At 50.3% G+C, this 24,433-nt stretch carries 15 protein-coding genes; 7 read left to right on the top strand and 8 right to left on the bottom strand.

The window, feature by feature from the left end:
- The first annotated feature begins 289 nt into the window (after positions 1–289).
- Positions 290–727 (top strand): hypothetical protein, encoded by a 438-nt coding sequence (locus EP181_RS00505; RefSeq protein WP_127469920.1) that lies wholly within the window; start codon positions 290–292, stop codon positions 725–727.
- Positions 728–881: 154 nt separating this feature from the next.
- Here the strand turns inward: EP181_RS00505 and EP181_RS00500 are convergent, their stop codons facing one another.
- Positions 882–2,321, bottom strand: coding sequence for a Sel1-like repeat-containing protein kinase family protein (locus EP181_RS00500; RefSeq protein ID WP_127469919.1), 1,440 nt, complete (start codon positions 2,319–2,321; stop codon positions 882–884).
- Between the two features lie 142 nt (positions 2,322–2,463).
- Positions 2,464–11,994, bottom strand: coding sequence for a tandem-95 repeat protein (locus EP181_RS00495; RefSeq protein WP_127469918.1), 9,531 nt, complete (start codon positions 11,992–11,994; stop codon positions 2,464–2,466).
- Between the two features lie 433 nt (positions 11,995–12,427).
- Here EP181_RS00495 and EP181_RS00490 point away from each other — a divergent pair, with 433 nt between their 5' ends.
- From EP181_RS00490 to EP181_RS00475, 4 genes are all read left to right on the top strand, one after another.
- The gene (locus EP181_RS00490) at positions 12,428–12,793 is read left to right on the top strand and encodes a hypothetical protein (RefSeq protein ID WP_127469917.1); all 366 of its coding nucleotides are present in this window, start codon (positions 12,428–12,430) and stop codon (positions 12,791–12,793) included.
- 462 nt (positions 12,794–13,255) lie between these two features.
- Entirely contained in the window at positions 13,256–13,732 is a 477-nt protein-coding gene (locus EP181_RS00485) for a hypothetical protein (RefSeq protein ID WP_127469916.1), read from the top strand.
- Between the two features lie 22 nt (positions 13,733–13,754).
- Positions 13,755–14,186, top strand: coding sequence for a thioredoxin TrxC (trxC, locus tag EP181_RS00480; RefSeq protein WP_127469915.1), 432 nt, complete (start codon positions 13,755–13,757; stop codon positions 14,184–14,186).
- A gap of 107 nt (positions 14,187–14,293) precedes the next feature.
- Positions 14,294–14,575 carry a hypothetical protein gene (locus tag EP181_RS00475; protein ID WP_127469914.1) on the top strand — a complete coding sequence of 94 codons (282 nt, stop codon included), beginning with the start codon at positions 14,294–14,296 and terminating at the stop codon, positions 14,573–14,575.
- 32 nt (positions 14,576–14,607) lie between these two features.
- On the opposite strand, the gene EP181_RS00470 is transcribed toward EP181_RS00475, so the two are convergent.
- The 6 genes from EP181_RS00470 to EP181_RS00445 are packed head-to-tail and all read right to left on the bottom strand — an operon-like array spanning position 14,608 to position 22,601.
- Positions 14,608–16,311 carry a hypothetical protein gene (locus EP181_RS00470; protein WP_127469913.1) on the bottom strand — a complete coding sequence of 568 codons (1,704 nt, stop codon included), beginning with the start codon at positions 16,309–16,311 and terminating at the stop codon, positions 14,608–14,610.
- Positions 16,305–18,515: a VWA domain-containing protein gene (locus tag EP181_RS00465; RefSeq protein ID WP_269471159.1), complete on the bottom strand. Its 2,211-nt coding sequence runs from the start codon at positions 18,513–18,515 to the stop codon at positions 16,305–16,307. Before EP181_RS00465 ends, EP181_RS00470 begins: the two co-directional genes overlap by 7 nt.
- A complete protein-coding gene (locus EP181_RS12100) occupies positions 18,424–19,875 on the bottom strand; it encodes a vWA domain-containing protein (protein WP_232023451.1) in 1,452 nt (483 codons plus the stop codon). Before EP181_RS12100 ends, EP181_RS00465 begins: the two co-directional genes overlap by 92 nt.
- Positions 19,862–20,485, bottom strand: a complete 624-nt coding sequence (locus tag EP181_RS00455; protein ID WP_127469910.1) for a hypothetical protein — start codon at positions 20,483–20,485, stop codon at positions 19,862–19,864. The genes EP181_RS12100 and EP181_RS00455 overlap by 14 nt, the downstream gene beginning before the upstream one ends.
- Complete coding sequence (locus EP181_RS00450; RefSeq protein ID WP_127469909.1) at positions 20,482–21,624, bottom strand: DUF58 domain-containing protein; 1,143 nt, start codon at positions 21,622–21,624, stop codon at positions 20,482–20,484. Before EP181_RS00450 ends, EP181_RS00455 begins: the two co-directional genes overlap by 4 nt.
- Positions 21,621–22,601 (bottom strand): AAA family ATPase, encoded by a 981-nt coding sequence (locus tag EP181_RS00445; RefSeq protein ID WP_127469908.1) that lies wholly within the window; start codon positions 22,599–22,601, stop codon positions 21,621–21,623. Before EP181_RS00445 ends, EP181_RS00450 begins: the two co-directional genes overlap by 4 nt.
- A 249-nt stretch (positions 22,602–22,850) precedes the next feature.
- Here EP181_RS00445 and EP181_RS12095 point away from each other — a divergent pair, with 249 nt between their 5' ends.
- Both EP181_RS12095 and EP181_RS12770 read left to right on the top strand, forming a co-directional pair.
- Entirely contained in the window at positions 22,851–23,711 is an 861-nt protein-coding gene (locus tag EP181_RS12095) for an ATP-binding protein (protein WP_232023450.1), read from the top strand.
- Between the two features lie 206 nt (positions 23,712–23,917).
- Complete coding sequence (locus EP181_RS12770; RefSeq protein WP_338064748.1) at positions 23,918–24,421, top strand: PD-(D/E)XK nuclease domain-containing protein; 504 nt, start codon at positions 23,918–23,920, stop codon at positions 24,419–24,421.
- The last annotated feature ends 12 nt before the right edge of the window (positions 24,422–24,433 follow it).

Here is a 24,433-nt window from a genome sequence, read left to right as displayed (position 1 = left end):
AATAACCTCTTAACCAAAAACAGCGTAAAAGTAGCCTAGTAGGCTAAGCTTAGTAGGCTAACCCAGCATTGGCGCAAAGCCAGTAGCGCAAATAACCACGGTTATTACGCACTTTACCCGCAATCTAAGCCACGCCACACTTTACACGCTTAAAATAAATGCTTATTCTAACAACATCATTTTTAAATGCGCCATTAAACCCTGTATAACCCTATAAAATATATAAAAACCTTGGGTAAACCATCATACCAAGCCCTTTATTGACCTGTTTTAACGAGTTTAACGCACCGTGCCCACCCTTTATGCCTCACTGCAACACCCATACGAAAACGCCGCATTATTGGCTTTGCCACCGCACGCCCGCGACATTGCCGAGCATTTACTGGCCTTAACACCCTTAAACGAACTGCTGTTTTTAGAACAAAGCCACGAGCCAGACCGTGATTTATTAGCGCAACACAAAGTACCCACCGCGCTGTGGCCGGCCATTGTAAAAGCCGCCGTGTTGGCTAAGGTAACTGGTTTTATGGACAATCCGCAATGGACTAAAGAAGAGATTTTGTACCTAATAAAAGCCGCCTGCACCGCCGCAGACCTGCCCTTAAAAGCCTATACACTGGCCGAAGTAATGGAGCAAAGCCTTAATAAAATGCCAGTGTTGCACCAATGGCTTACCAGGCTTACCCAACAACTGCAGCACTTACAGCAAACACGAAAAACAGTTTAACCAGGCCTGGTCAAACACATCCGCATTAAAAAACATCATTACAAGCACGTAAAGCACTCTAATAGCGTGGTTTTACTGGCTTAAACCAAGCCTAAAACACAAACCCCGTCATGCCGTGCTACGACACGGCATCTGCCACGTATCCTTGGACTTTTTAACGTACTAAATTAACGCTTTGCTGGCTTTGTTTCTGGCTTTGTTTCTGGTTTTGTTTCTCAGCTTGTTTTACGTGCGCCGAATGCTCGGCTAACGCTAACCAGGCTTTGGCTTGCTCTAAGCTTTTAGCGACCTTGGTGTCTTGTTGATACAAATTCGCCAAGGCTGTTTGAGCACTTAAGTCACCGCGCAGGGCGGCAAATTTGTACCACTGACGCGCGTGGCTCATGTTTATGGGCATGCCCAAACCGTGTTCAAACAGGTTGGCCAGCTTATACGCCGCATGAGCGTGGCCTTTTTGAAGGGCTTGCTGGTAAAAATTAGCCGCCATAGCGTAGTTTTGTTTAATGCTGTCACCAGGCTCGCCTGTTTCATACCATTCACCCAAGCGGGCTTGCGCGTGTGCAAAACCCTTAAAGGCGGCATTTTCATACAGGCTTAACGCCACGTCCCATTCGCCGTTGGCCTCGGCACGCTGTGCGATTTCAAACATAGGACGTAAAAAATGCGCGTCGGCCAAGGCTTGCAAGGCGGCTTTGGGTTTGATATTTTCAGCGGAATTTAAGTCATTCAGCTTATTAAACTTATGCTGTTGCGCTTTTGGCACTTTGCCACTTATTAACGCCCGCTCAATGTCCACCAGGTCGGGTCGGTTGCTGGGTGTTTTTTGAGTCATCCACACCACCAAATCAAACCAAAATGACGGCAGGCCTTTGGCCTTATGCACTGTGGCGTGCGTGTGCATCCACGCGTTGTGCCATAAGTGTGCGGCATTTTTGGGCGATGTTAAACGGTAAACGTGTTGGCCGGTTAAGGCAAAATACAACGTGCAACCCAGCGCATACACATCGCCTTTGTCGTCAAACTGACCGTTTAATCGTTCGGGCGGGCAATACAACGCATCGGCACCCGTATGCGCCACACCCTTGCCCATCTGCTCAACTTCAACCGAACTTAAACTGACTTTAGCGTGCTCAAGCCCCACCAAAAAACTCTGCTTTTTGGCGTACAAACAATGCTCGGGTTGAATGGCCGAATGCACAAACCCCACAGCATGCAATTTTTGCAGACTGCCCAGCGTGTCCAACAACCATTTTGTGGCCGCCTTGGGCGACAACACACCCTTTTTAGCCACCTGACTGGCCAACGTACGCTTGGGGCCGACATCAAAAAACTGCAAATACGCCATGCCCACTTTACGAATTTCGTTAAAGCGCAAAAAAGCACTGTATTGATTTAAAAAATGCAATAAATCCTTTTGACGCTTTAAGGCATACGTATTAGAAATATCGGTCACCACCCGCACACATTGACGGCGTGTGCCACCTTCTAGCGTTTGCTTAACCCTAAACGCATTAGGCAAATACCCTTTATACACCGGTTTAATATCCGCTAAATCGGCCTGCTGCGACAGCAACTCAAACAGAGCATTAGACATGGACAATCCTCTCGCGTTTTTGATGGTTAGTTTTAATTATTAGTTTTGATTTGTAATGAATAAAAAATTAGCACAATTACCTCTAAAACTCTTTTATAAAAAAGGGCACTCAAAAGTGCCCTTACATTTACGGGTTTAAAGATTAGTCGTTTAGAAAATCATTTTTTAAATCACTGATTTCTGTTTCCGTTAACACTTTGTCTTGAATGTAAACGGTGGTGATAATGCCGTTTGCGGCCGAACCATTTGAGTCAATGTTAAGCACGGTGCTGGCGGCATTTGCAAAATCAGACACGTTGCCTTCGTCATCTACGTAGCTAAATTGTAAGTACTCATCCAATGTTTCAGGGGTTGCGGTGTCGTCAATGACTTCGCTTAAATCCAACGTATCCTCTGCAGCGTCAAACTCTTTAATAATGATATTATTAGCCACGTCACCGTCAATAACAAACACATCTTCAGCGTCTGTACCATATAAGAAGCTGTCGCCTAATATATTGACCTCGGTAGTAGCGGTATCGCCGCCATTACTTTCAGTAGAGGTAACCGCAACGTGCAAGTCTTTAAAGTCTGCATCGGTTAATTGCTTATCGGGCGATACAATCTTGACATCGTCGGCCACCTGACCGTTTGTCTGCAAACCAATCGTGTACATACCATCTGGACCAGACATAACGCCAGTTCCTGTAATAGAAGTACCTTCTGGCAACCCAAATACCGTGGCTGCAGAAAGAGATTCACTATCACTATCTTGTAATGTGGCACCGATGTTAAGCTTATATTCGTAATGTGTTTTAACTGCCCCTGTAGCGGTAACTGAGTTGACTGTAAAATCAGCCCCAGATCCCCATGAGTTATCTCTAGTAATTTTAATTTCATCAAAATCACTTGTTGAATTAATCGTTACATCACCTTTAAAATTTGAACTATCGTTACCACTGGTAATATTATCTATATCATATTGAGCAATGTCTATGTTATCTCTTAACAAGACAACCGTTGCATCATCACGATTATCTCTATAGCCCTCTAATACAATTGTGACTGATTTTGTATCAAAACCAAGAGAATAGGTAATTGTCTCGACATAACTATCAAACTTATTTGAACCACTTGTATAAACTGGTGTTGTTTCAATTGCTTCCTTTACACCAATACTTAGTGTCACAACCGGTTGTTCGGCCTGCATATCAGCTTTAAGTGCCGACAAATCAATGGTTAATGTAGCCGTTGCAGTGTCGCCATCGCGGTCGGCGACTGTAAATGCAACTAACTCTTTTTCAATATTCGCGTAGGTACCTACTTTTGGTTGGTAGGTATACTCGGCCGTAACCATATTTACTTGTAACGTACCTCCTAAATCCGTTGTAACTGTAAGCACCGATGGTGCATCGATTCCATTATAGCTATAAGTATTACCATCAATCGTAAACGACTTTAAATAACCTCCGTCAGCGCCAAAACCATTTGCCACACTCAACCCACTATTAACCAATAAAGAGCTGGTAATTGGAGTGGCATCCGGAACATTGGCTACTAAAATACTGCTAAGCGTATTAAAATCAACTTCCGGTTGCAGCAAACTAGCATGCTCCTGCTCGCCAGTAACACCGTTATATGCAATTGGAGCCAAGTAAGTTCCTGAAACATTATCACCCATGCCAATCGCATACGAAATGATCTTGTTAGCCTGTAAAAACGCCTCCCAATTACCTTGCCCCACCTCACCGTTTGTACCAATATAGGTTGTACTGCTGGCATTGGTTCCGGCGGCATAAAATGGGTTATTTGCATGCGCCCCTGTGCCGATTCCATCCCCTCGATCTTCTTCGGTTGTAGCATTAGTAGCTGTATTGTAATTTGATGTGGTTGGCACACCGTCAGTCAAAAAATACGATGTATTGATCACATCTGGTGCACTAACAGACCCAGCAGATGAATACTTTGTAATTAACTCATTAAGCGCATCATCATAATTAGTGTATTGCGTTCCGCTAAAGGGTGAACCAGCTGCAACATTGGCAAGTGCCTCCTCAATAGTTTGCCAACCTGCACTTTGTGCAGTAGTACCGAACTTGACCACCAAAACTTTAACATCGCCGTTATTCCCCGTAGATTCAAGGATTGATTTATATTCAGCCAATAAATCTTGTACAGCTTTTTTCTGATCAGCCAAGGCAGATGAACTCATACTAGTCGAAAAATCCATAGTAATAACAACATTCGCATTAAACGAACTGCTACCCAAATCATCAACAGACACTTCTAAATTAGCCACGCTAGGCGCATCATCCTCAACATTAACGGTAAGGGTTGCCGTTGACGAATCAAAACCATCACTTACAGTAACCGCAAATTCAAGCGCTTTAACATCTTCTGCAGTGATATCAGGGTGATCAATAGGCGCTAGCAAAGCAACCGAATAATTACCAGTTTTATCAACATTAACAGTAATAACATCCAAAGCACCTGCAGATCCGGTTAATGTATAACTACCATCGGTATAAGCTGAAGCACTCCAGCTAACAACAACTCCACCAGACGTTAACTCTGTACCAGTAAAAGAAACGCCCGTTACGGCAAGCATATCACCCTCAACATCGCTAAAGCCCATAGAGCCACCAGAAGTCGCTGAACTATAAACAGTGTTATTAGTAGTGTCAGAAGCACCAGAAGTATCCGCTATACCACCCGACAATCCCTCTTCAGAAACAGTAACTGATACTGATTTGTTTTGGATTTCTGGCGCGTCATTCACTGGATTAACCGTCACATTCACCGTGGCGGTGTTGCCTTCGGCATTGGTGTAGGTGAAGCTGTCGCTGCCGCTGTAGTTGGCATTCGGGGTGTATTTCACCGTGCCATCGGTATTGATGGCCACTGTCCCGTTGGTGCCTTGGGTCACCGAGGCAACCGCTGAGACGTTGCCGTCAATGTCGGTGTCGTTGGCGAGCACATTAATATCAATCGCGTTGTCTTCATCTGTTGTCGCTGCGTCATTGACCACTACCGTTGGGTCGTTCACGGGGTTGACCGTGACGTTCACCGTGGCGGTGTTGCCTTCGGCATTGGTGTAGGTGAAGCTGTCGCTGCCGCTGTAGTTGGCATTCGGGGTGTATTTCACCGTGCCATCGGTATTGATGGCCACTGTCCCGTTGGTGCCTTGGGTCACCGAGGCAACCGCTGAGACGTTGCCGTCAATGTCGGTGTCGTTGGCGAGCACATTAATATCAATCGCGTTGTCTTCATCTGTTGTCGCTGCGTCATTGACCACTACCGTTGGGTCGTTCACGGGGTTGACCGTGACGTTCACCGTGGCGGTGTTGCCTTCGGCATTGGTGTAGGTGAAGCTGTCGCTGCCGCTGTAGTTGGCATTCGGGGTGTATTTCACCGTGCCATCGGTATTGATGGCCACTGTCCCGTTGGTGCCTTGGGTCACCGAGGCAACCGCTGAGACGTTGCCGTCAATGTCGGTGTCGTTGGCGAGCACATTAATATCAATCGCGTTGTCTTCATCTGTTGTCGCTGCGTCATTGACCACTACCGTTGGGTCGTTCACGGGGTTGACCGTGACGTTCACCGTGGCGGTGTTGCCTTCGGCATTGGTGTAGGTGAAGCTGTCGCTGCCGCTGTAGTTGGCATTCGGGGTGTATTTCACCGTGCCATCGGTATTGATGGCCACTGTCCCGTTGGTGCCTTGGGTCACCGAGGCAACCGCTGAGACGTTGCCGTCAATGTCGGTGTCGTTGGCGAGCACATTAATATCAATCGCGTTGTCTTCATCTGTTGTCGCTGCGTCATTGACCACTACCGTTGGGTCGTTCACGGGGTTGACCGTGACGTTCACCGTGGCGGTGTTGCCTTCGGCATTGGTGTAGGTGAAGCTGTCGCTGCCGCTGTAGTTGGCATTCGGGGTGTATTTCACCGTGCCATCGGTATTGATGGCCACTGTCCCGTTGGTGCCTTGGGTCACCGAGGCAACCGCTGAGACGTTGCCGTCAATGTCGGTGTCGTTGGCGAGCACATTAATATCAATCGCGTTGTCTTCATCTGTTGTCGCTGCGTCATTGACCACTACCGTTGGGTCGTTCACGGGGTTGACCGTGACGTTCACCGTGGCGGTGTTGCCTTCGGCATTGGTGTAGGTGAAGCTGTCGCTGCCGCTGTAGTTGGCATTCGGGGTGTATTTCACCGTGCCATCGGTATTGATGGCCACTGTCCCGTTGGTGCCTTGGGTCACCGAGGCAACCGCTGAGACGTTGCCGTCAATGTCGGTGTCGTTGGCGAGCACATTAATATCAATCGCGTTGTCTTCATCTGTTGTCGCTGCGTCATTGACCACTACCGTTGGGTCGTTCACGGGGTTGACCGTGACGTTCACCGTGGCGGTGTTGCCTTCGGCATTGGTGTAGGTGAAGCTGTCGCTGCCGCTGTAGTTGGCATTCGGGGTGTATTTCACCGTGCCATCGGTATTGATGGCCACTGTCCCGTTGGTGCCTTGGGTCACCGAGGCAACCGCTGAGACGTTGCCGTCAATGTCGGTGTCGTTGGCGAGCACATTAATATCAATCGCGTTGTCTTCATCTGTTGTCGCTGCGTCATTGACCACTACCGTTGGGTCGTTCACGGGGTTGACCGTGACGTTCACCGTGGCGGTGTTGCCTTCGGCATTGGTGTAGGTGAAGCTGTCGCTGCCGCTGTAGTTGGCATTCGGGGTGTATTTCACCGTGCCATCGGTATTGATGGCCACTGTCCCGTTGGTGCCTTGGGTCACCGAGGCAACCGCTGAGACGTTGCCGTCAATGTCGGTGTCGTTGGCGAGCACATTAATATCAATCGCGTTGTCTTCATCTGTTGTCGCTGCGTCATTGACCACTACCGTTGGGTCGTTCACGGGGTTGACCGTGACGTTCACCGTGGCGGTGTTGCCTTCGGCATTGGTGTAGGTGAAGCTGTCGCTGCCGCTGTAGTTGGCATTCGGGGTGTATTTCACCGTGCCATCGGTATTGATGGCCACTGTCCCGTTGGTGCCTTGGGTCACCGAGGCAACCGCTGAGACGTTGCCGTCAATGTCGGTGTCGTTGGCGAGCACATTAATATCAATCGCGTTGTCTTCATCTGTTGTCGCTGCGTCATTGACCACTACCGTTGGGTCGTTCACGGGGTTGACCGTGACGTTCACCGTGGCGGTGTTGCCTTCGGCATTGGTGTAGGTGAAGCTGTCGCTGCCGCTGTAGTTGGCATTCGGGGTGTATTTCACCGTGCCATCGGTATTGATGGCCACTGTCCCGTTGGTGCCTTGGGTCACCGAGGCAACCGCTGAGACGTTGCCGTCAATGTCGGTGTCGTTGGCGAGCACATTAATATCAATCGCGTTGTCTTCATCTGTTGTCGCTGCGTCATTGACCACTACCGTTGGGTCGTTCACGGGGTTGACCGTGACGTTCACCGTGGCGGTGTTGCCTTCGGCATTGGTGTAGGTGAAGCTGTCGCTGCCGCTGTAGTTGGCATTCGGGGTGTATTTCACCGTGCCATCGGTATTGATGGCCACTGTCCCGTTGGTGCCTTGGGTCACCGAGGCAACCGCTGAGACGTTGCCGTCAATGTCGGTGTCGTTGGCGAGCACATTAATATCAATCGCGTTGTCTTCATCTGTTGTCGCTGCGTCATTGACCACTACCGTTGGGTCGTTCACGGGGTTGACCGTGACGTTCACCGTGGCGGTGTTGCCTTCGGCATTGGTGTAGGTGAAGCTGTCGCTGCCGCTGTAGTTGGCATTCGGGGTGTATTTCACCGTGCCATCGGTATTGATGGCCACTGTCCCGTTGGTGCCTTGGGTCACCGAGGCAACCGCTGAGACGTTGCCGTCAATGTCGGTGTCGTTGGCGAGCACATTAATATCAATCGCGTTGTCTTCATCTGTTGTCGCTGCGTCATTGACCACTACCGTTGGGTCGTTCACGGGGTTGACCGTGACGTTCACCGTGGCGGTGTTGCCTTCGGCATTGGTGTAGGTGAAGCTGTCGCTGCCGCTGTAGTTGGCATTCGGGGTGTATTTCACCGTGCCATCGGTATTGATGGCCACTGTCCCGTTGGTGCCTTGGGTCACCGAGGCAACCGCTGAGACGTTGCCGTCAATGTCGGTGTCGTTGGCGAGCACATTAATATCAATCGCGTTGTCTTCATCTGTTGTCGCTGCGTCATTGACCACTACCGTTGGGTCGTTCACGGGGTTGACCGTGACGTTCACCGTGGCGGTGTTGCCTTCGGCATTGGTGTAGGTGAAGCTGTCGCTGCCGCTGTAGTTGGCATTCGGGGTGTATTTCACCGTGCCATCGGTATTGATGGCCACTGTCCCGTTGGTGCCTTGGGTCACCGAGGCAACCGCTGAGACGTTGCCGTCAATGTCGGTGTCGTTGGCGAGCACATTAATATCAATCGCGTTGTCTTCATCTGTTGTCGCTGCGTCATTGACCACTACCGTTGGGTCGTTCACGGGGTTGACCGTGACGTTCACCGTGGCGGTGTTGCCTTCGGCATTGGTGTAGGTGAAGCTGTCGCTGCCGCTGTAGTTGGCATTCGGGGTGTATTTCACCGTGCCATCGGTATTGATGGCCACTGTCCCGTTGGTGCCTTGGGTCACCGAGGCAACCGCTGAGACGTTGCCGTCAATGTCGGTGTCGTTGGCGAGCACATTAATATCAATCGCGTTGTCTTCATCTGTTGTCGCTGCGTCATTGACCACTACCGTTGGGTCGTTCACGGGGTTGACCGTGACGTTCACCGTGGCGGTGTTGCCTTCGGCATTGGTGTAGGTGAAGCTGTCGCTGCCGCTGTAGTTGGCATTCGGGGTGTATTTCACCGTGCCATCGGTATTGATGGCCACTGTCCCGTTGGTGCCTTGGGTCACCGAGGCAACCGCTGAGACGTTGCCGTCAATGTCGGTGTCGTTGGCGAGCACATTAATATCAATCGCGTTGTCTTCATCTGTTGTCGCTGCGTCATTGACCACTACCGTTGGGTCGTTCACGGGGTTGACCGTGACGTTCACCGTGGCGGTGTTGCCTTCGGCATTGGTGTAGGTGAAGCTGTCGCTGCCGCTGTAGTTGGCATTCGGGGTGTATTTCACCGTGCCATCGGTATTGATGGCCACTGTCCCGTTGGTGCCTTGGGTCACCGAGGCAACCGCTGAGACGTTGCCGTCAATGTCGGTGTCGTTGGCGAGCACATTAATATCAATCGCGTTGTCTTCATCTGTTGTCGCTGCGTCATTGACCACTACCGTTGGGTCGTTCACGGGGTTGACCGTGACGTTCACCGTGGCGGTGTTGCCTTCGGCATTGGTGTAGGTGAAGCTGTCGCTGCCGCTGTAGTTGGCATTCGGGGTGTATTTCACCGTGCCATCGGTATTGATGGCCACTGTCCCGTTGGTGCCTTGGGTCACCGAGGCAACCGCTGAGACGTTGCCGTCAATGTCGGTGTCGTTGGCGAGCACATTAATATCAATCGCGTTGTCTTCATCTGTTGTCGCTGCGTCATTGACCACTACCGTTGGGTCGTTCACGGGGTTGACCGTGACGTTCACCGTGGCGGTGTTGCCTTCGGCATTGGTGTAGGTGAAGCTGTCGCTGCCGCTGTAGTTGGCATTCGGGGTGTATTTCACCGTGCCATCGGTATTGATGGCCACTGTCCCGTTGGTGCCTTGGGTCACCGAGGCAACCGCTGAGACGTTGCCGTCAATGTCGGTGTCGTTGGCGAGCACATTAATATCAATCGCGTTGTCTTCATCTGTTGTCGCTGCGTCATTGACCACTACCGTTGGGTCGTTCACGGGGTTGACCGTGACGTTCACCGTGGCGGTGTTGCCTTCGGCATTGGTGTAGGTGAAGCTGTCGCTGCCGCTGTAGTTGGCATTCGGGGTGTATTTCACCGTGCCATCGGTATTGATGGCCACTGTCCCGTTGGTGCCTTGGGTCACCGAGGCAACCGCTGAGACGTTGCCGTCAATGTCGGTGTCGTTGGCGAGCACATTAATATCAATCGCGTTGTCTTCATCTGTTGTCGCTGCGTCATTGACCACTACCGTTGGGTCGTTCACGGGGTTGACCGTGACGTTCACCGTGGCGGTGTTGCCTTCGGCATTGGTGTAGGTGAAGCTGTCGCTGCCGCTGTAGTTGGCATTCGGGGTGTATTTCACCGTGCCATCGGTATTGATGGCCACTGTCCCGTTGGTGCCTTGGGTCACCGAGGCAACCGCTGAGACGTTGCCGTCAATGTCGGTGTCGTTGGCGAGCACATTAATATCAATCGCGTTGTCTTCATCTGTTGTCGCTGCGTCATTGACCACTACCGTTGGGTCGTTCACGGGGTTGACCGTGACGTTCACCGTGGCGGTGTTGCCTTCGGCATTGGTGTAGGTGAAGCTGTCGCTGCCGCTGTAGTTGGCATTCGGGGTGTATTTCACCGTGCCATCGGTATTGATGGCCACTGTCCCGTTGGTGCCTTGGGTCACCGAGGCAACCGCTGAGACGTTGCCGTCAATGTCGGTGTCGTTGGCGAGCACATTAATATCAATCGCGTTGTCTTCATCTGTTGTCGCTGCGTCATTGACCACTACCGTTGGGTCGTTCACGGGGTTGACCGTGACGTTCACCGTGGCGGTGTTGCCTTCGGCATTGGTGTAGGTGAAGCTGTCGCTGCCGCTGTAGTTGGCATTCGGGGTGTATTTCACCGTGCCATCGGTATTGATGGCCACTGTCCCGTTGGTGCCTTGGGTCACCGAGGCAACCGCTGAGACGTTGCCGTCAATGTCGGTGTCGTTGGCGAGCACATTAATATCAATCGCGTTGTCTTCATCTGTTGTCGCTGCGTCATTGACCACTACCGTTGGGTCGTTCACGGGGTTGACCGTGACGTTCACCGTGGCGGTGTTGCCTTCGGCATTGGTGTAGGTGAAGCTGTCGCTGCCGCTGTAGTTGGCATTCGGGGTGTATTTCACCGTGCCATCGGTATTGATGGCCACTGTCCCGTTGGTGCCTTGGGTCACCGAGGCAACCGCTGAGACGTTGCCGTCAATGTCGGTGTCGTTGGCGAGCACATTAATATCAATCGCGTTGTCTTCATCTGTTGTGAGTGCGTCGTTTTCGGCGTTAGTAGGACTGTCATCTTGCAATGTTGGTGCATTATTAACGGCAGGCTCAGCAGCATCATTACGTTCCACATCGGTTAGAGTGGTTGAACTGCTAGTACTGGTTTCAAACCCGCTGGTTACTTCGCCTTCTGCTGCGGTTCGATCTATAAACACTCCGCCTTCGGAGGCGCTGCCTGGTGCGGCGGTTTCGCCGGCGGCGGTTTCTTCTAGTTGGTCTAGGTTTACGTTGCCGTCTAAAATGGCTTGTTGTAGGGCGGCGACTTCGGCGCTGGCTTCGGTAATATCAGGGGTGTTGGCTTGGCCAATTACGTCGTCGTCTAATAGCATTTGGGTGTCACGGCCTAATGTAAGCAGCTCGCCATTTTGCATGTTAACCACTACGCCACCGGTGCTGGAGGTTTGCAGGGTTTCGCCGGCGAAAATTGGGCTGCCTACCTCAAGTATTCTTACTTCTCCGGTGACCGGGTTAATGGCTCTGACTGTGCCTTGTAAGCTTGTAACTTGACCGATAATTGTTGCCATGATGCTTTACTCCATTTTTAGACGACTGAAAAACCTTGAATTTCTTGGCGTTTAACGTTTGCGTTAAGTGGGCTAAGTGAATTTAAAAGGTTCTCTGATATTTTTTGTACTTGGGATAATACTAAAACTACAGAGGCTTTCCTACTGTACTAAAGGACAGTAAGGACGATGTTTTGTTAGGCATAATAAAACGCTTATATTAAGTGAGTGTTGTGCGAGTGGATTTTGTTTGCGGCTGGGTTTGCAGATGCCGTGTCGTAGCACGGCATGATAATGAGGTTTTGGCGCGATATGAGGGTTGATTTTTTTATGACGGGTTGTGTTGTTTATATTGATATTTTTTATTCGCGCACTGTGTTCTTTTGCTTTTTTAAAATTATAATAAAGGTGGTTGTTTAATAACGACTTTATTTAATGAGTCAAGGAGTTATGTATGAGCACGTTAAATCCAGTATTGGCGTCAGCCGCTGTGTCACTTAATCCGCAGGTGATGGCAAACAATGCTTTAAACGCTAAAGCGGACATTAAAATGGACGAAAAATCGGCACCGACTACTACCTCGGCCGGCAACACTACGGTGTCTTTGTCGCAAAATGCGGCGGGTCAGTCTATGCAAAGTGGTGCTGTAACCGATTATTTGGCGTTGGGTGCGTCACAAAGTATTAACGCCAGCACCGCGCCCGAGCAGCGCACCATTGAACCCAACGAGTCATTAAACCGCTTAAATTATGCCGGCGGCTTGCAAAATCAGGCTAACTATTACGCGCAACAAATCACTCAAATGGATAAGGTTGAGTGATAAACGGCTGTTTTTAACGGTGGCATTAACCCTTTAAATACGCAGGGTTTTTCAAGAGTGTTTCAAGGGTTATTAATTGATTTTATGACGATGCCCGCCTACACTTTACACAGCGCTTAATAAAGACGTTTGTTAGGCGTTAATGGTTAAAATTGGTTAAACATAGCCTTCTAACCTTTAGCCACTTTTAAAGCTTGTATGCTCCACAAACCTTAAAAGTGCGTTGACGAACTAATTGTCAAGTTCGTGGTTATTTTGGTTACGTTTTACCCTGTGGTTTAAAGTTAAGGTTTTAAAGTCAGTTGTTAATTAGTTTTATGTTTCACGTTTTACACTCCTCAGAAAAGCACGGTACGACCTTACCGTGCTTTTTTTTGCCCAAAATATAGGTGAGCCCTTTACACACCGCTTGTATTTAGCCGCGCAACCCCCTATAAAGAATCCATTGGTTAGGAGTAATCTATGTCAAACACTGAACAGAACACCGTAGAAAGCCATCGCCCTTATAAACACGGGCGCGGCAGTGATGAGCAGCACAAACAAGACCAGGCGTTGTTTAGCCATTTGTTGGAGTTTCACCAGCAATTGCAGCGTCATACCACGCGGTTGCCCAATGGTATTTGCGCCACCACCACGGCCACCACACCAGAGTTGGCCAAAATACTGCAAGCGCATGTGGTGGGTATGCAAAAACGCTTTGACATGGGGCGCGCCATTCGCTCGTGGGATCCGCTGTTTGCGGCGTTGTTTGAATACAAAGACCAAATTACCATGACCTATCGCGCTGTTAAAATGGGGGTTGAGGCGACCTTAACCAGCGACGACCCTAAAATGATTGCGCTGATTCACGCGCACGATGCAACCTTGCATGGCTTTGTAGACCGAGGCTTTGCCGCCGGCAGAGAAGAAAGCCCCAAACCCGATTGGTTAACCGACTAGCAACAAAACAAAAGGAGCTGTTATGATTATTATGTGTCCGCATTGTGGTGGTTTAAACCGCGTGGCCGATGAGAAATTGGCGCAACCGGCGCGCTGTGGCAAGTGCCAAAATAATTTGTTTATTGGCAAACCTATTGAAATGACTGGCGAGCAGTTTTTGCGCGCTTTGGCCAAAACCGATCAGCCGTTGGTGGTGGACTTTTGGGCGCCGTGGTGCGGGCCGTGCAAAAGTTTTGCCCCCACATTTGCCCAAGCCGCCGCCCAGTTAGAACCTAAAACCCACGCGCGCTTTATTAAAATTAACACCGAAAACGAACCAGCAATTTCTCAGCAATTTAACATTCGCTCGATTCCCACCTTGGCGATTTTTAAAGGCGGCAAAGAGCTTAATCGTATGTCGGGCGCGTTGGATTTAGGTGGCTTTAGTCGCTGGGTTGAGCAAACTTTACGTTAATTTTTGTGGATGCGTTAAGATGGCACGCTCAAGCGTAGTTTGCAGTCTCCGGGTTAACGTCATTGATGCAATAAACGCAATAAACATAATAAAAACAAGGAAACCCCATGCAACTTGGCTCTAAAGAACACAAGCATTTGTTAGTAAAAGGCATTTTAAAAGTCGCTTTAAAAACCATATTGTTGGGTTTGGTGGTGGGCGGCGCACTTATTTTACCGAGTTTTATCCGCGACAACCTATTTTCGATGGGCTTGGCGTATTTGGGTGACGTGATTATTATTGGCTCGATGGCCTATGCGATTGCCATTGCTTACCAAAAATATCTAAAAATTATTAAACCGTTTGAGGCGACGTTTAATGGAAACGATAAACATAACGCCAGTGAATAATTAACGCTAACTCAAACCCTTAACGCTCACCATTAGCGACGAATGTTGTTAACCCACTCTAATGCCAATGTTTTCAACGCCGTTAAGGTGTTGTCTGAGTTGACTGGATTGCTTGAATCACTTGTATTGCTGGGCTGCGTTGAAAAATGTTCGACATTCAACTGTGCCATTAATGCGTTTAGCACGTGACACGGTTTAAAATGCGTATTGTACCAAGCGTTAAACTGCCCCAGAGTTTGGCTGGCTGGCTGTATTTGCAACCCCTGCCATAATTGCATAGCGCGCCAAATGTGCTGGGGCGTGCTGGCTTGATGAATGGCTTGTTTTAAACGACGCTTTGACCAGGCCTGGTTAAACGGTTTGCGCGCTTTATACAGCGTGTACAACAGCAACATGACCAGCAAAATCACTCCCATATATAGCGCCCAAACAGGCACCGCAAATACCGTGCGCTCGGGCATACTTAGCACCTGCAATTTACCCGTGTGCGGATCAAACACGCGCCAATGCACTGCCGGCAAGGTAACCAGGCCTGGTTGCATAATGCGATAAGGCACATTATTAAGCACTTCTCCGCTTAAATTACTGGTGGCGTTTGTACCATTTGCGCTACTTTCGCCACTTGCGCTATTTGGGTTAAGCACTTGTGTAAAAGTTTGTGATTCAACCAACCACTCTATTTGTGCGCTATTTTTTGTACTGTTTTTTGCCGTATTAGGAATTTGCGTTTGCCATTGTTCAGCCAACTGTTTAAGCCCTGTTTGATCTAGGCCTTGAGTGGTTAAGCGCATAGGCCAGTGATACAGCCGTTTGGCGAGGTGCCAAAAGGGTGGTTTAAAAGGTTTAATGTCAAATTCGTTTGCCGCGCCAAAGCTCACTTGGCCTACGGGCAAGCCCGCAGGTAAAAATTGTGGCAACGGCTGTACGTTAAGCGTATGCGGCGCATCGTAAAAACGCCACACTTGTTGCGTGGTGTTTTTAACCACCACCACAGGCGACAGCACGCTGCGCGTTGCGTTCTGGGTTGCATTGGGTTGCGGGGGTTCAAACGGGCTTCGCCCCAAATTGGCCTGCACATTAGCTTGCACATTGGCCAGCAGTTGCACGGTTTTTTGCGCGGCATTCGCCTGCGTTTTCTCGTTAAACGGTTCGGCCACAACCTCAACCTTTTGTGTATTAACGCTTTGATCGTCCAACAAATGCAGTGGTTTACGCGCCTCAAAATGAGCGGCATTGGCGGCATTTTTTAAGGTCACACGTGCGTTCCAGGCGCTGTTTTGTTGGTGATACATTGTGGGCGGTGGCGCTTGCCATTCAATAGTCACTTCGGGGTTTTGCGCTACTTCAATAAGGGTCTGCGGTGCGTTAATCCACCCCGCTTTAATGGCCGAAAACGCCACTTGACCGGCGCGCAACGGGTACAAAGTCACCCGAATGCGCTCGGAGTTACTGTTGACCGACTCAATCGCCCAATCGGTTTGTAGGGTACGCCAATTTAGTTGACTAAACTGCTCGGCTAGTTGCGCGCCGCTGATGGTTGGCCGCGCAGTAATGGTCAACACCAACGGCTGACCCAACATGAGTTTGGTGGCCGATAACCGCACGTCCACCGTCTGCATTGGGTTGACGTCTTGCGTGTCTGAAGCCTCCTGAATCCCTTGCGCATTGGCCACGCCCAACCACAACCAGAGCATTAAAAACCCAAGTACACCACGTTGTGTTAAGTGTCTTACCATGGCTGAACTCCATCAATAGGGTGTGGATGCGCTTGGGGTGCATCAAACCCTTCTTGGCGCTCAACCAGGCGTTTTAATAAGGTTTTTTGCTCATCTTTTAACCCCAGCAAACTCTGCTCAAACGCCTGGGCGCGTTGTTGACGTTTAGTCTGCTCAATAAGCGCCAAGGCTTGGGCTTGAACATTTGTACCTACTGAATTAACGGCATTTGTTTGATTTTGGCCAGCTTGATTTTGACCCAGCGGATTAACATTAATCAAATCGCTTGATGCGGTGTTTTTTTGATAGTGTGTGGCTTGGTTAAGCACCGGTAAAATTACCTTGCCATCGCTTTGACCGCCGTCGATGCCATCGCCTTGCTCTGAGCCCGAATCGTTGGCGGGATTGGGTTTTTGACCGCCGTAAAAAGCACTCTCGTTACTGCGCCCTTTGCCCTTGCCTTTGCCACTGCCGGCGTCGTCTTGGTCGTCTTCGGGCTTGGTTTGAGCCTTAGCCTGCTTAGCCTGTTCCGCTTGTTGTGCTTGCTTGGCCTGCTCTTGCGCCGCCAAGGCTAGGGCTAAATTGTGCGTGGCTTTGGGGTAATGTGGTTGATAGAGCAACGCTTGCTCATAGGCCTCTATCGCCCAAGGCCAAATCGTGGCGCCATAATAACTGTTGCCCAAGTTAAACAAAGCCACCGCGCGCTCGGCGTCGGTGGGCGCGCCCAATGCAGCTTGCCTAAAATACGCCACGGCCGAGGTCATGTCGTTATTTTGGTACGCCGACACCCCCGCACCCAACCAACCAACATAGTCTTCTATTTGCGCAAACGCATTAAACGCCGCCGTGTAATCACCCGCTTGATAGGCGGTTTGCGCCTGAGCTAAGTGATCGGCTTGCGTTACAGTATTCAAATCGGCGTAACTCACTTTGCTGTAGCTTAAGCCGCCCGCCAAGCTCAACGCCGTCAACACACTGCTCAACGCTGCCACACCCAAATGCGTGCCTCTCAAGTTTTGAGAAGAGCCGGGCTTCACCGGCCAACGCCAACTTAACACGCCGTAAAATGCCACCAGCATCAACAATGCCCCCAACGCCATAAAAGGCCAGGCCAGGTTTTGCCACTGGGTAAATTGGGTTAGTTGAGCTGAGTGTGTCGATGAATTAATTGAGTTAGATTTCGCGTCGCGCGCGGTTTGCGCCGCTTGCATAATCTGCGCCAGCAAGGCTTGTCTAAAACCATCGCTGTTATTGGCGTGCAAATAAACCCCGTTAAGCTGTTGCGCCATGCGGGTTAAACTGGCCTCTTCTAACCGGCTTTGCGCCAATAAACCATTGACCACCATGGGCGCGTTGGGCTTGGCCGAAAACGCAAAATCCTTCAACGGTGTGGCGCGTGGCGTGCCTACGCCCACCAAAATAACGCTGGGCAATGGCGGGGTTTTTGCGCGGTCTTGTCCATGCTCATCTCCATGCTCTTGACCAAGCACCGCACTGGCAAAAGGCGATTGGGCAAAGCGTTCGGGCAAGGGGATATCGTTCCAAAACGCGGGCGCGCCGTCGGTAAACACCACCACAACGGATTGATTGGTTTGTTTAAGCTGCGCCAAATGTTGCATCGATTCCATTAACGCCAGCGCCAACCATGAGCCTTGAGTGGGCAGTAAATCCGGCTCTAATAAATTTAACGTGTGGGCAAATAATTGGGCATCAACGCTTAACGGACTCACCACATACGGTGCGCCGGCAAACGCCACCAATCCCAATCGATCTGCGGCGTTCGGCGAATTTAAGCTACCGTTTGCGTGACTATTTAACGCCGGTGCTTGGCTTTGCAAATCGTTTTTAAGCGATTCAATCAGCGATTTGGCCAATAAAAACCGATTAGGCGCTACGTCGTCGGCAGTCATAGAATGTGATAAGTCGAGTGCCACCACCACGTCTAACCCAGCGCGAGGTGGCTGATGAGTGGGTTGATGGTTTAAAGCCACTCTAGGCCCGGCCAACGCCACCACCAAGCAACACCAGGCCGCACCCCATAACACGCCGGGGTTAAGTATTTTTTTAATCCAAACATAAACATAAGTGTAAACATTACGTTGACCAGGCCTGGTTAAAACATCAAAGTCGGCGTTAACCCACGGCCACAAATGCGCGTCGGCGTACTGGGTTTTGTGGCGTTTGCGCGCCCACACCCGCAAAGCAAACACCCCCAACGGCAACATCAACGCCCATAAAGTCAGCGGACTGCGCCAATGCAATTGGTCGTTTGCCAGCGCCGCAAAAAATGTGCTGAGCGAATCCAGCATGCTCATGTCCAGTACCGGGCTCATTGGGATGCTCCGTTAATTGTGCGCGCGCCAAAGCCCAACATGGCGTACAAAAGTGCATACAACGCCAAGCCCCACACCGCCCACTGCAATGGTTGGTAATACAGCGCTGTTTTTGTGGTGCGGCCGCGATGAGCGGTAAAGGTTGACCGCTGCTGTGTTCTATTTGTTGTAACACCGTTTGCAACGCCTCACCACTGCCCACTTGATAATAGACGCCTTGGGTCTGCTGAGCCAACCATTGCAACGATTGCGCGTCTAATGGCTCGTACAACAAGCCGGTAAACACCCGCGTGTCGGCCGTAGCGTGCCCGGCTCCTACGCCAATGGTGTAAATGGGCACGTTGAGCCATTGGGCGTAATTCACCGCTTCGGCCAAATCCAGTCGGCTGGGTTTGGATTGTCCGTCACTGATCAGCACCAGCACTCGATTGCGTTGTGCATTGGATGCGTTAGGTGGGTTAGATGGGTTAGATTCTTTTAAATCGGATAAATCAACTTGACCAGGCCTGGTCAAGCCACTGTTTTTGTTCATTTGAGCGCTTGCGCCTTTTAACGCCAAGCCCAACGCCTCGCCCAACGCCTCGTCGGTGCGCCCTGCCAAATGGGGCTGCAAACGCTGTAAATTAAGCCGCGTGGCCGCAATATCAGGGGTTAAGGGCATTAGAGTGTAGGCTTGCTCGGCGTACACCGTTAAGCCAAATTGATTGCCCGGCAGTTGCGCCACAAAGCCATCCAGCACCGATTTAACCACGTCCATACGCTTGGCGGGCTGACCGTTGAGTTGATAGTCGGGCAGTAAAAACGACGCCGAACTTTCTATTACCAACTGAATATCGCGCACCTTCTTTTCTGCTGTATTGGTCAAAGAGGGGTTTAAAATAGGCGTTTCAATTTTATACGGACTGGCCAACGCCACCGCCAGTGCCACGATAATCACCCCGCGCAACCCTTGCAGCAGCCACGCTAACGCGTCAACGTGGCGGATTTGTTGCGTGTTATCGCCAGGATTTAGCGCGCGCTGAGCCAGCCACACGCCCAGCAGTGGATGGCGCACGTTTAGGGTTTGACTGGCTTGCCAATGCTGCACATCGTCGATAAAGCCGGTGGTTTGCTGGCGTTTTAGCCACGCCGAAACACCCCACAAAAGAGGCCACAACACCACCAGCCACAGCCACTGGGCGTGCGCAAACTCCACTGGCGTTTGGTTAAGGGCGCTTAAACCGCGCAGTAAAATAGCTTCAAACCACATCATGGCGTTTCCTAAAACGAATCCATACAGCATCCCGCTTAACCCGTTGGTAGTGGGCTATGAGCGTTTGCAACTGAACGCAAGTGTTCAAAAATGTTTCACGTGAAACCACGTCGGCCGAAAACGCCATGCTGTTAAGCGACGCTTGCAAGGCTTGGTTTAAGCGCATTAAATTGGCTAAATCGCTTTGCTTGGCGTTTACCCTGTTTACAGTATGAACCGCGTGTTGCACTTGGTTGGCCACGCTCAGCAAACGCCACACTGATTGTGGATCAACGTCTGAGCCAACACCTGAATTAATCTCTAAAGAACGACCCACTTCAACCTGGGTTTTTAACTGTTCTACTTCGGCGTTAAAACGCGAAGACGCAAACCATTGTGCGCGCGCTTTAAACATCCCAAACCCCCAAACGCTCAACAGCAACACCCCGCACAGCAACGCCAAAACAATGCCAAGCTCCATAGCTGAGTTTACGGCAGGGGTTAAGGCAGGCTCGGCTGCCAACCAAACTGGCACGTCAATGTCTTGCAGGTTTTGCAAGCTGGCATGGCTTAAATCGGTCGCCGTTTCAAGCACTGTATTGGACACTGTACTGGGCACATTGTCTTTCATGGTTGCGCACTCAATCGCACCGGCAGCACGCTTAAGTCCTCGTGGGCGTTTAGTCGGCTTACCGTAATGCCCGCCGCGTTAAGGTGTTGCAAGGTGGTTTGGTGATATTGATTTAACCAGGCCTGGTAGGTTTGAGTTTGCGCGGCATCAAACGTTATGCCGTGGCTGTCATGGGCAGCATGTGCAACAGGAGTGGCAATGGCGTGCAATGTAACGCCGCTTAAGGGCGGTAACGTCTGCTCGGCCTGGTCTTCAATCCAAATGGCGTGCACATCGCAATGGTATTGCAGTTGCGCCAGCACGGCGGTGGTTTTGTCGTCCACGTCGTTAAAATCGCTGATAATCATCACTCGCGCACCCTGCGCCAAACGGCTGTTTAACGCCAGTAATACGTCGTTTAAACGCGGCGCCGATTCGTTTAATAAAGCCGATTGCGCGTGCGCGCCTTCAGCATTGCAAAACAGCTCCATCAACGGTAAATAGGTGCGGTACCCTTCTAACGTGGGCGACCAGCTCACGTGCTGCGCCACATGCACACCCACCACCGGAATGGCGGCTTGCTGGGCTTGCCAGGCAAAATACCCCGCCACGCGCACCGCTTGCTGGGCTTTGGTACGCACCCGGGTACCAAATTGCATGGTGGCGCGATGATCTACCAAAATAAGCCAATTTTCTTGGCGGGTTTCTTGAAATAACTTGGTGTACGCCTGACCCGTGCGTCCGATGCCGCCCATACCACGAATACCCATACCGCCCAAACGCGCCATTAAGCGCCAGTTAATGCGCCTAATTTCATCGCCCGGCTGATACGGTCGGCTGTCGGCGTATTCAAACCCCGAGCCCATAAAACGGCTGGACTGTTCGCCTTGGCGAATGGCTTGACTGGTCTTGCGCGACACTCTGTCTAACGCCGGCAACGCCGCCAACTCGCTGGCCAATGCCAACATGTCAGCGTGGGTCAGCAGCGGCGCGTTATGATGGGCGGGGTTGGCACTGTGGTCGGGGTTTTTAACACCCATTAGCTCTTTAAACAGCAGCTCTTTAAAAAGCAGCTCTTTAAACAGCCGCCCTTTAAACCATCTTGTAAACCATCTTGCAAACAATCGTTTTAAAAACAACGTGATACGTTGTTGTATCATGGCGCATCCGTCAAGGGCATCAGCGGCACGGCCACCAACTCGATGAGTTTGGCAATCACCAAATCGGCTGTCCACAACTTGGCGCGACCGCTAAAACTCACCGCCAAACGGTGGCGCAACACGTCGGGCAACAAGGTCACCACATCGTCTGGCGTGACATAATTGCGCCCTTGCAACCAAGCATAGGCGCTGGCCGCATGCAATAACGCAATCGAGGCACGCGGCGACGCACCGACGTCCAACACCCCTTCTAACGACGGATCAAGCGTACCCAACTTACGCGTGGCCGCCACCAGCGCCACCATGTAACGCTCTACCGGTTCGCTTACAAATTGTTCGGCCACTTGGCGGCGCGCGTGCAGCACGTTGTGCGGGGTAATTAACGCCGCCGGCTGGTCTTTGTCTTCGCCAAAATGGTGCGCGCGGTCACGGCGTAAAATCGTCAGTTCTTCGGCCTCGGTTGGGTAATCCAACACCACGTGCAACATAAATCGATCCAATTGCGCTTCGGGCAGCGGATAAGTGCCGCTTTGCTCTAGTGGATTTTGCGTGGCCATCACCAAAAATAGATCAGGCAAGGCGCGAGTTTGACCGCCGGCGGTGACTTGTTTTTCGGCCATGGCTTCCAATAGCGCCGACTGCACTTTGGGTGGCGCGCGGTTAATTTCATCGGCCAACACAATTTCGTTAAAAATAGGGCCTTTTACAAAGCTCAGTGCACCGCTGTTTACGTCCAATACCTCTGAACCGATAACATCGCCGGGCATTAAATCGGGAGTAAACTGAATTCGCTGAAAACCCGCGTGCACCCCCAATGCCAAGGTTTTAACCGCCGTGGTTTTGGCCAGGCCTGGTGGACCTTCTAACAACACATGGCCGCCGGTTAATAAGGCAATCATCATCTTGTCCAGCAACGCCTCTTGCCCCACAATCACCGACTGTAAATGGCGCTTTAACGCTTTAAATTCGTTTTGCATACAAGGCGGCGCTCCACTGAAAAAATAGAAAGACTTAAAAATAAGTCAATATTTTACGCTGTGTGCCGTGAGTTGTGCAAACTTAAAATTAATATTCAATTGATTATTTGATTATAAATCTGTTAGGCACACACTGTTGCACTCAGGCCACATTCTACCGCGTTTTAAGCACCGCCTTGAACGGCATTTTTGAGCCGTGACTGGCTGTGCTATAATTTTGAGCACGTTACCTTTTTAAAGCGGTTCACCATGAAAAAGCTCCCCATTGGCATTCAAACCTTTGCAAAAATGCGCGAAGACGATTTTGTGTACGTCGATAAAACCCCGCTTATTGCCCAACTTACCTCAAAAGCCGGGGCGTATTTTTTATCGCGCCCGCGCCGGTTTGGCAAAAGTGTGCTGATTGACACCTTTAAAGAGTTGTTTGAAGGCAATAAAGCCTTATTTAAAGACTTGTACATTGAAAATCAATGGGATTGGCACACCACTTATCCGGTCATTAAACTCGATTTTGCCAACGGCTCGGTGCAAAGTTTGGCCGATTTAGATGTTTGGCTGCAACATAACTTAGAACAAAATCAAAATCGCCTGGGCATTACCTGTGCGCCAATGGCCAATAAAGGCGCGTGTTTAAGCCAGTTAATTGAGGCCGCTTACACCCACTACGGTCAAAAAGTAGTGGTGCTGGTAGACGAATACGATAAACCCATATTAGACAACATTGACAATCCCACCGTGTCGGCCGAGGTGCGCGAAGGGCTTAAAAACGTCTATTCTGTGCTCAAAGGCCAAGACGCGTATTTGCAGTTTGTGTTTATGACCGGCGTTACTAAGTTTTCTAAGGTGAGTTTGTTTAGCGGTATGAACCAACTTAGCGACATTTCTTTAGACCGTCGTTATGCCACCTTGTGCGGTTACACGCAACACGATCTAGAAACCACGTTTTCCGAGCACTTGGCTGGGGTAAATTGGGATAAGCTTAAAGAGTGGTACAACGGCTACCAATTTTGGGTGAGCCGGTGTACAACCCGTTTGATATTTTGCTGTTTATTGACAAAGGACAAAGCTACCGCAGCTTTTGGTTTGAGACTGGCAGCCCAAGTTTTTTAATTAAACTCTTTAAAAAATACCACTATTTTTTGCCCTCTTTAGAAAATATTAAGGTAGGCGAAGAGATTTTAGACTCGTTTGACGTGGATAAAATTAACCCGATTACCCTGTTGTTTCAGGCTGGTTATTTGACCATTGCCAAGGCCGAACAAAGCATTTTAGAGGACTGGGAATACACGCTAAAAATCCCTAATAAAGAGGTGCAAATGGCGTTGTACAATCAGCTGTTGTCGGGCTACACCCATTTGGCCGAAAGCCTGCACTATCGCCGTACAGATTTGGCTAAAGCGTTAATTGCGGGGGATTTAAATGCGGTACAAACCCACATTATCTCGCTGTTTGCGGCCATACCTTGGCGTAACTTTACCCAAAACGACATTGATTCGGCCGAAGGCTATTACGCTTCGGTCATGTTTGCGTATTTGTCGAGCCTAAACGCTCAAATCACCCCCGAAGACATTAACAATCACGGCCAAGTCGACTTAACTGTTCAGCTGGCCGATCAGCTGTTTATTATGGAATTTAAACTCGATAAATCGCTTAATTACCAACCGCAAACCCCCAACCCCGCCTTGGCACAAATTGTGGCCAAACAGTACGCGCAAAAGTACCAGGCCTGGTCACATTCGGGTAAACACATTCACTTGGTGGGTTTGGTGTTTAACCAAACCGCCCGCAATTTGGTGCAAATGGACTGGCAAACGCAGTAAAAGACCTTTGCA

Origin of the sequence: Thiomicrorhabdus aquaedulcis, from assembly GCF_004001325.1 — a bacterium.
GTDB lineage: Bacteria > Pseudomonadota > Gammaproteobacteria > Thiomicrospirales > Thiomicrospiraceae > Thiomicrorhabdus > Thiomicrorhabdus aquaedulcis.
The sequence above is the reverse complement of the archived record's forward strand: the minus strand, read 5'-3'. Positions and strand labels throughout refer to the sequence as shown.

Bases quoted from the DNA above. Each gene is read 5' to 3' on its own strand.
- EP181_RS12770 (WP_338064748.1), top strand. From the start codon at position 23,918: ATGGCGTTGTACAATCAGCTGTTGTCGGGCTACACCCATTTGGCCGAA.
- EP181_RS00475 (WP_127469914.1), top strand. From the start codon at position 14,294: ATGCAACTTGGCTCTAAAGAACACAAGCATTTGTTAGTAAAAGGCATT.
- EP181_RS00465 (WP_269471159.1), bottom strand. From the start codon at position 18,515: ATGTTGCCGTTGGGGGTGTTTGCTTTGCGGGTGTGGGCGCGCAAACGC.
- EP181_RS00445 (WP_127469908.1), bottom strand. From the start codon at position 22,601: ATGCAAAACGAATTTAAAGCGTTAAAGCGCCATTTACAGTCGGTGATT.
- EP181_RS00470 (WP_127469913.1), bottom strand. From the start codon at position 16,311: ATGGTAAGACACTTAACACAACGTGGTGTACTTGGGTTTTTAATGCTC.
- EP181_RS12095 (WP_232023450.1), top strand. From the start codon at position 22,851: ATGAAAAAGCTCCCCATTGGCATTCAAACCTTTGCAAAAATGCGCGAA.
- EP181_RS00490 (WP_127469917.1), top strand. From the start codon at position 12,428: ATGAGCACGTTAAATCCAGTATTGGCGTCAGCCGCTGTGTCACTTAAT.
- EP181_RS00495 (WP_127469918.1), bottom strand. From the start codon at position 11,994: ATGGCAACAATTATCGGTCAAGTTACAAGCTTACAAGGCACAGTCAGA.
- EP181_RS00450 (WP_127469909.1), bottom strand. From the start codon at position 21,624: ATGATACAACAACGTATCACGTTGTTTTTAAAACGATTGTTTGCAAGA.
- EP181_RS00455 (WP_127469910.1), bottom strand. From the start codon at position 20,485: ATGAAAGACAATGTGCCCAGTACAGTGTCCAATACAGTGCTTGAAACG.
- EP181_RS00485 (WP_127469916.1), top strand. From the start codon at position 13,256: ATGTCAAACACTGAACAGAACACCGTAGAAAGCCATCGCCCTTATAAA.
- EP181_RS00500 (WP_127469919.1), bottom strand. From the start codon at position 2,321: ATGTCTAATGCTCTGTTTGAGTTGCTGTCGCAGCAGGCCGATTTAGCG.
- EP181_RS12100 (WP_232023451.1), bottom strand. From the start codon at position 19,875: ATGATGTGGTTTGAAGCTATTTTACTGCGCGGTTTAAGCGCCCTTAAC.
- trxC (WP_127469915.1), top strand. From the start codon at position 13,755: ATGATTATTATGTGTCCGCATTGTGGTGGTTTAAACCGCGTGGCCGAT.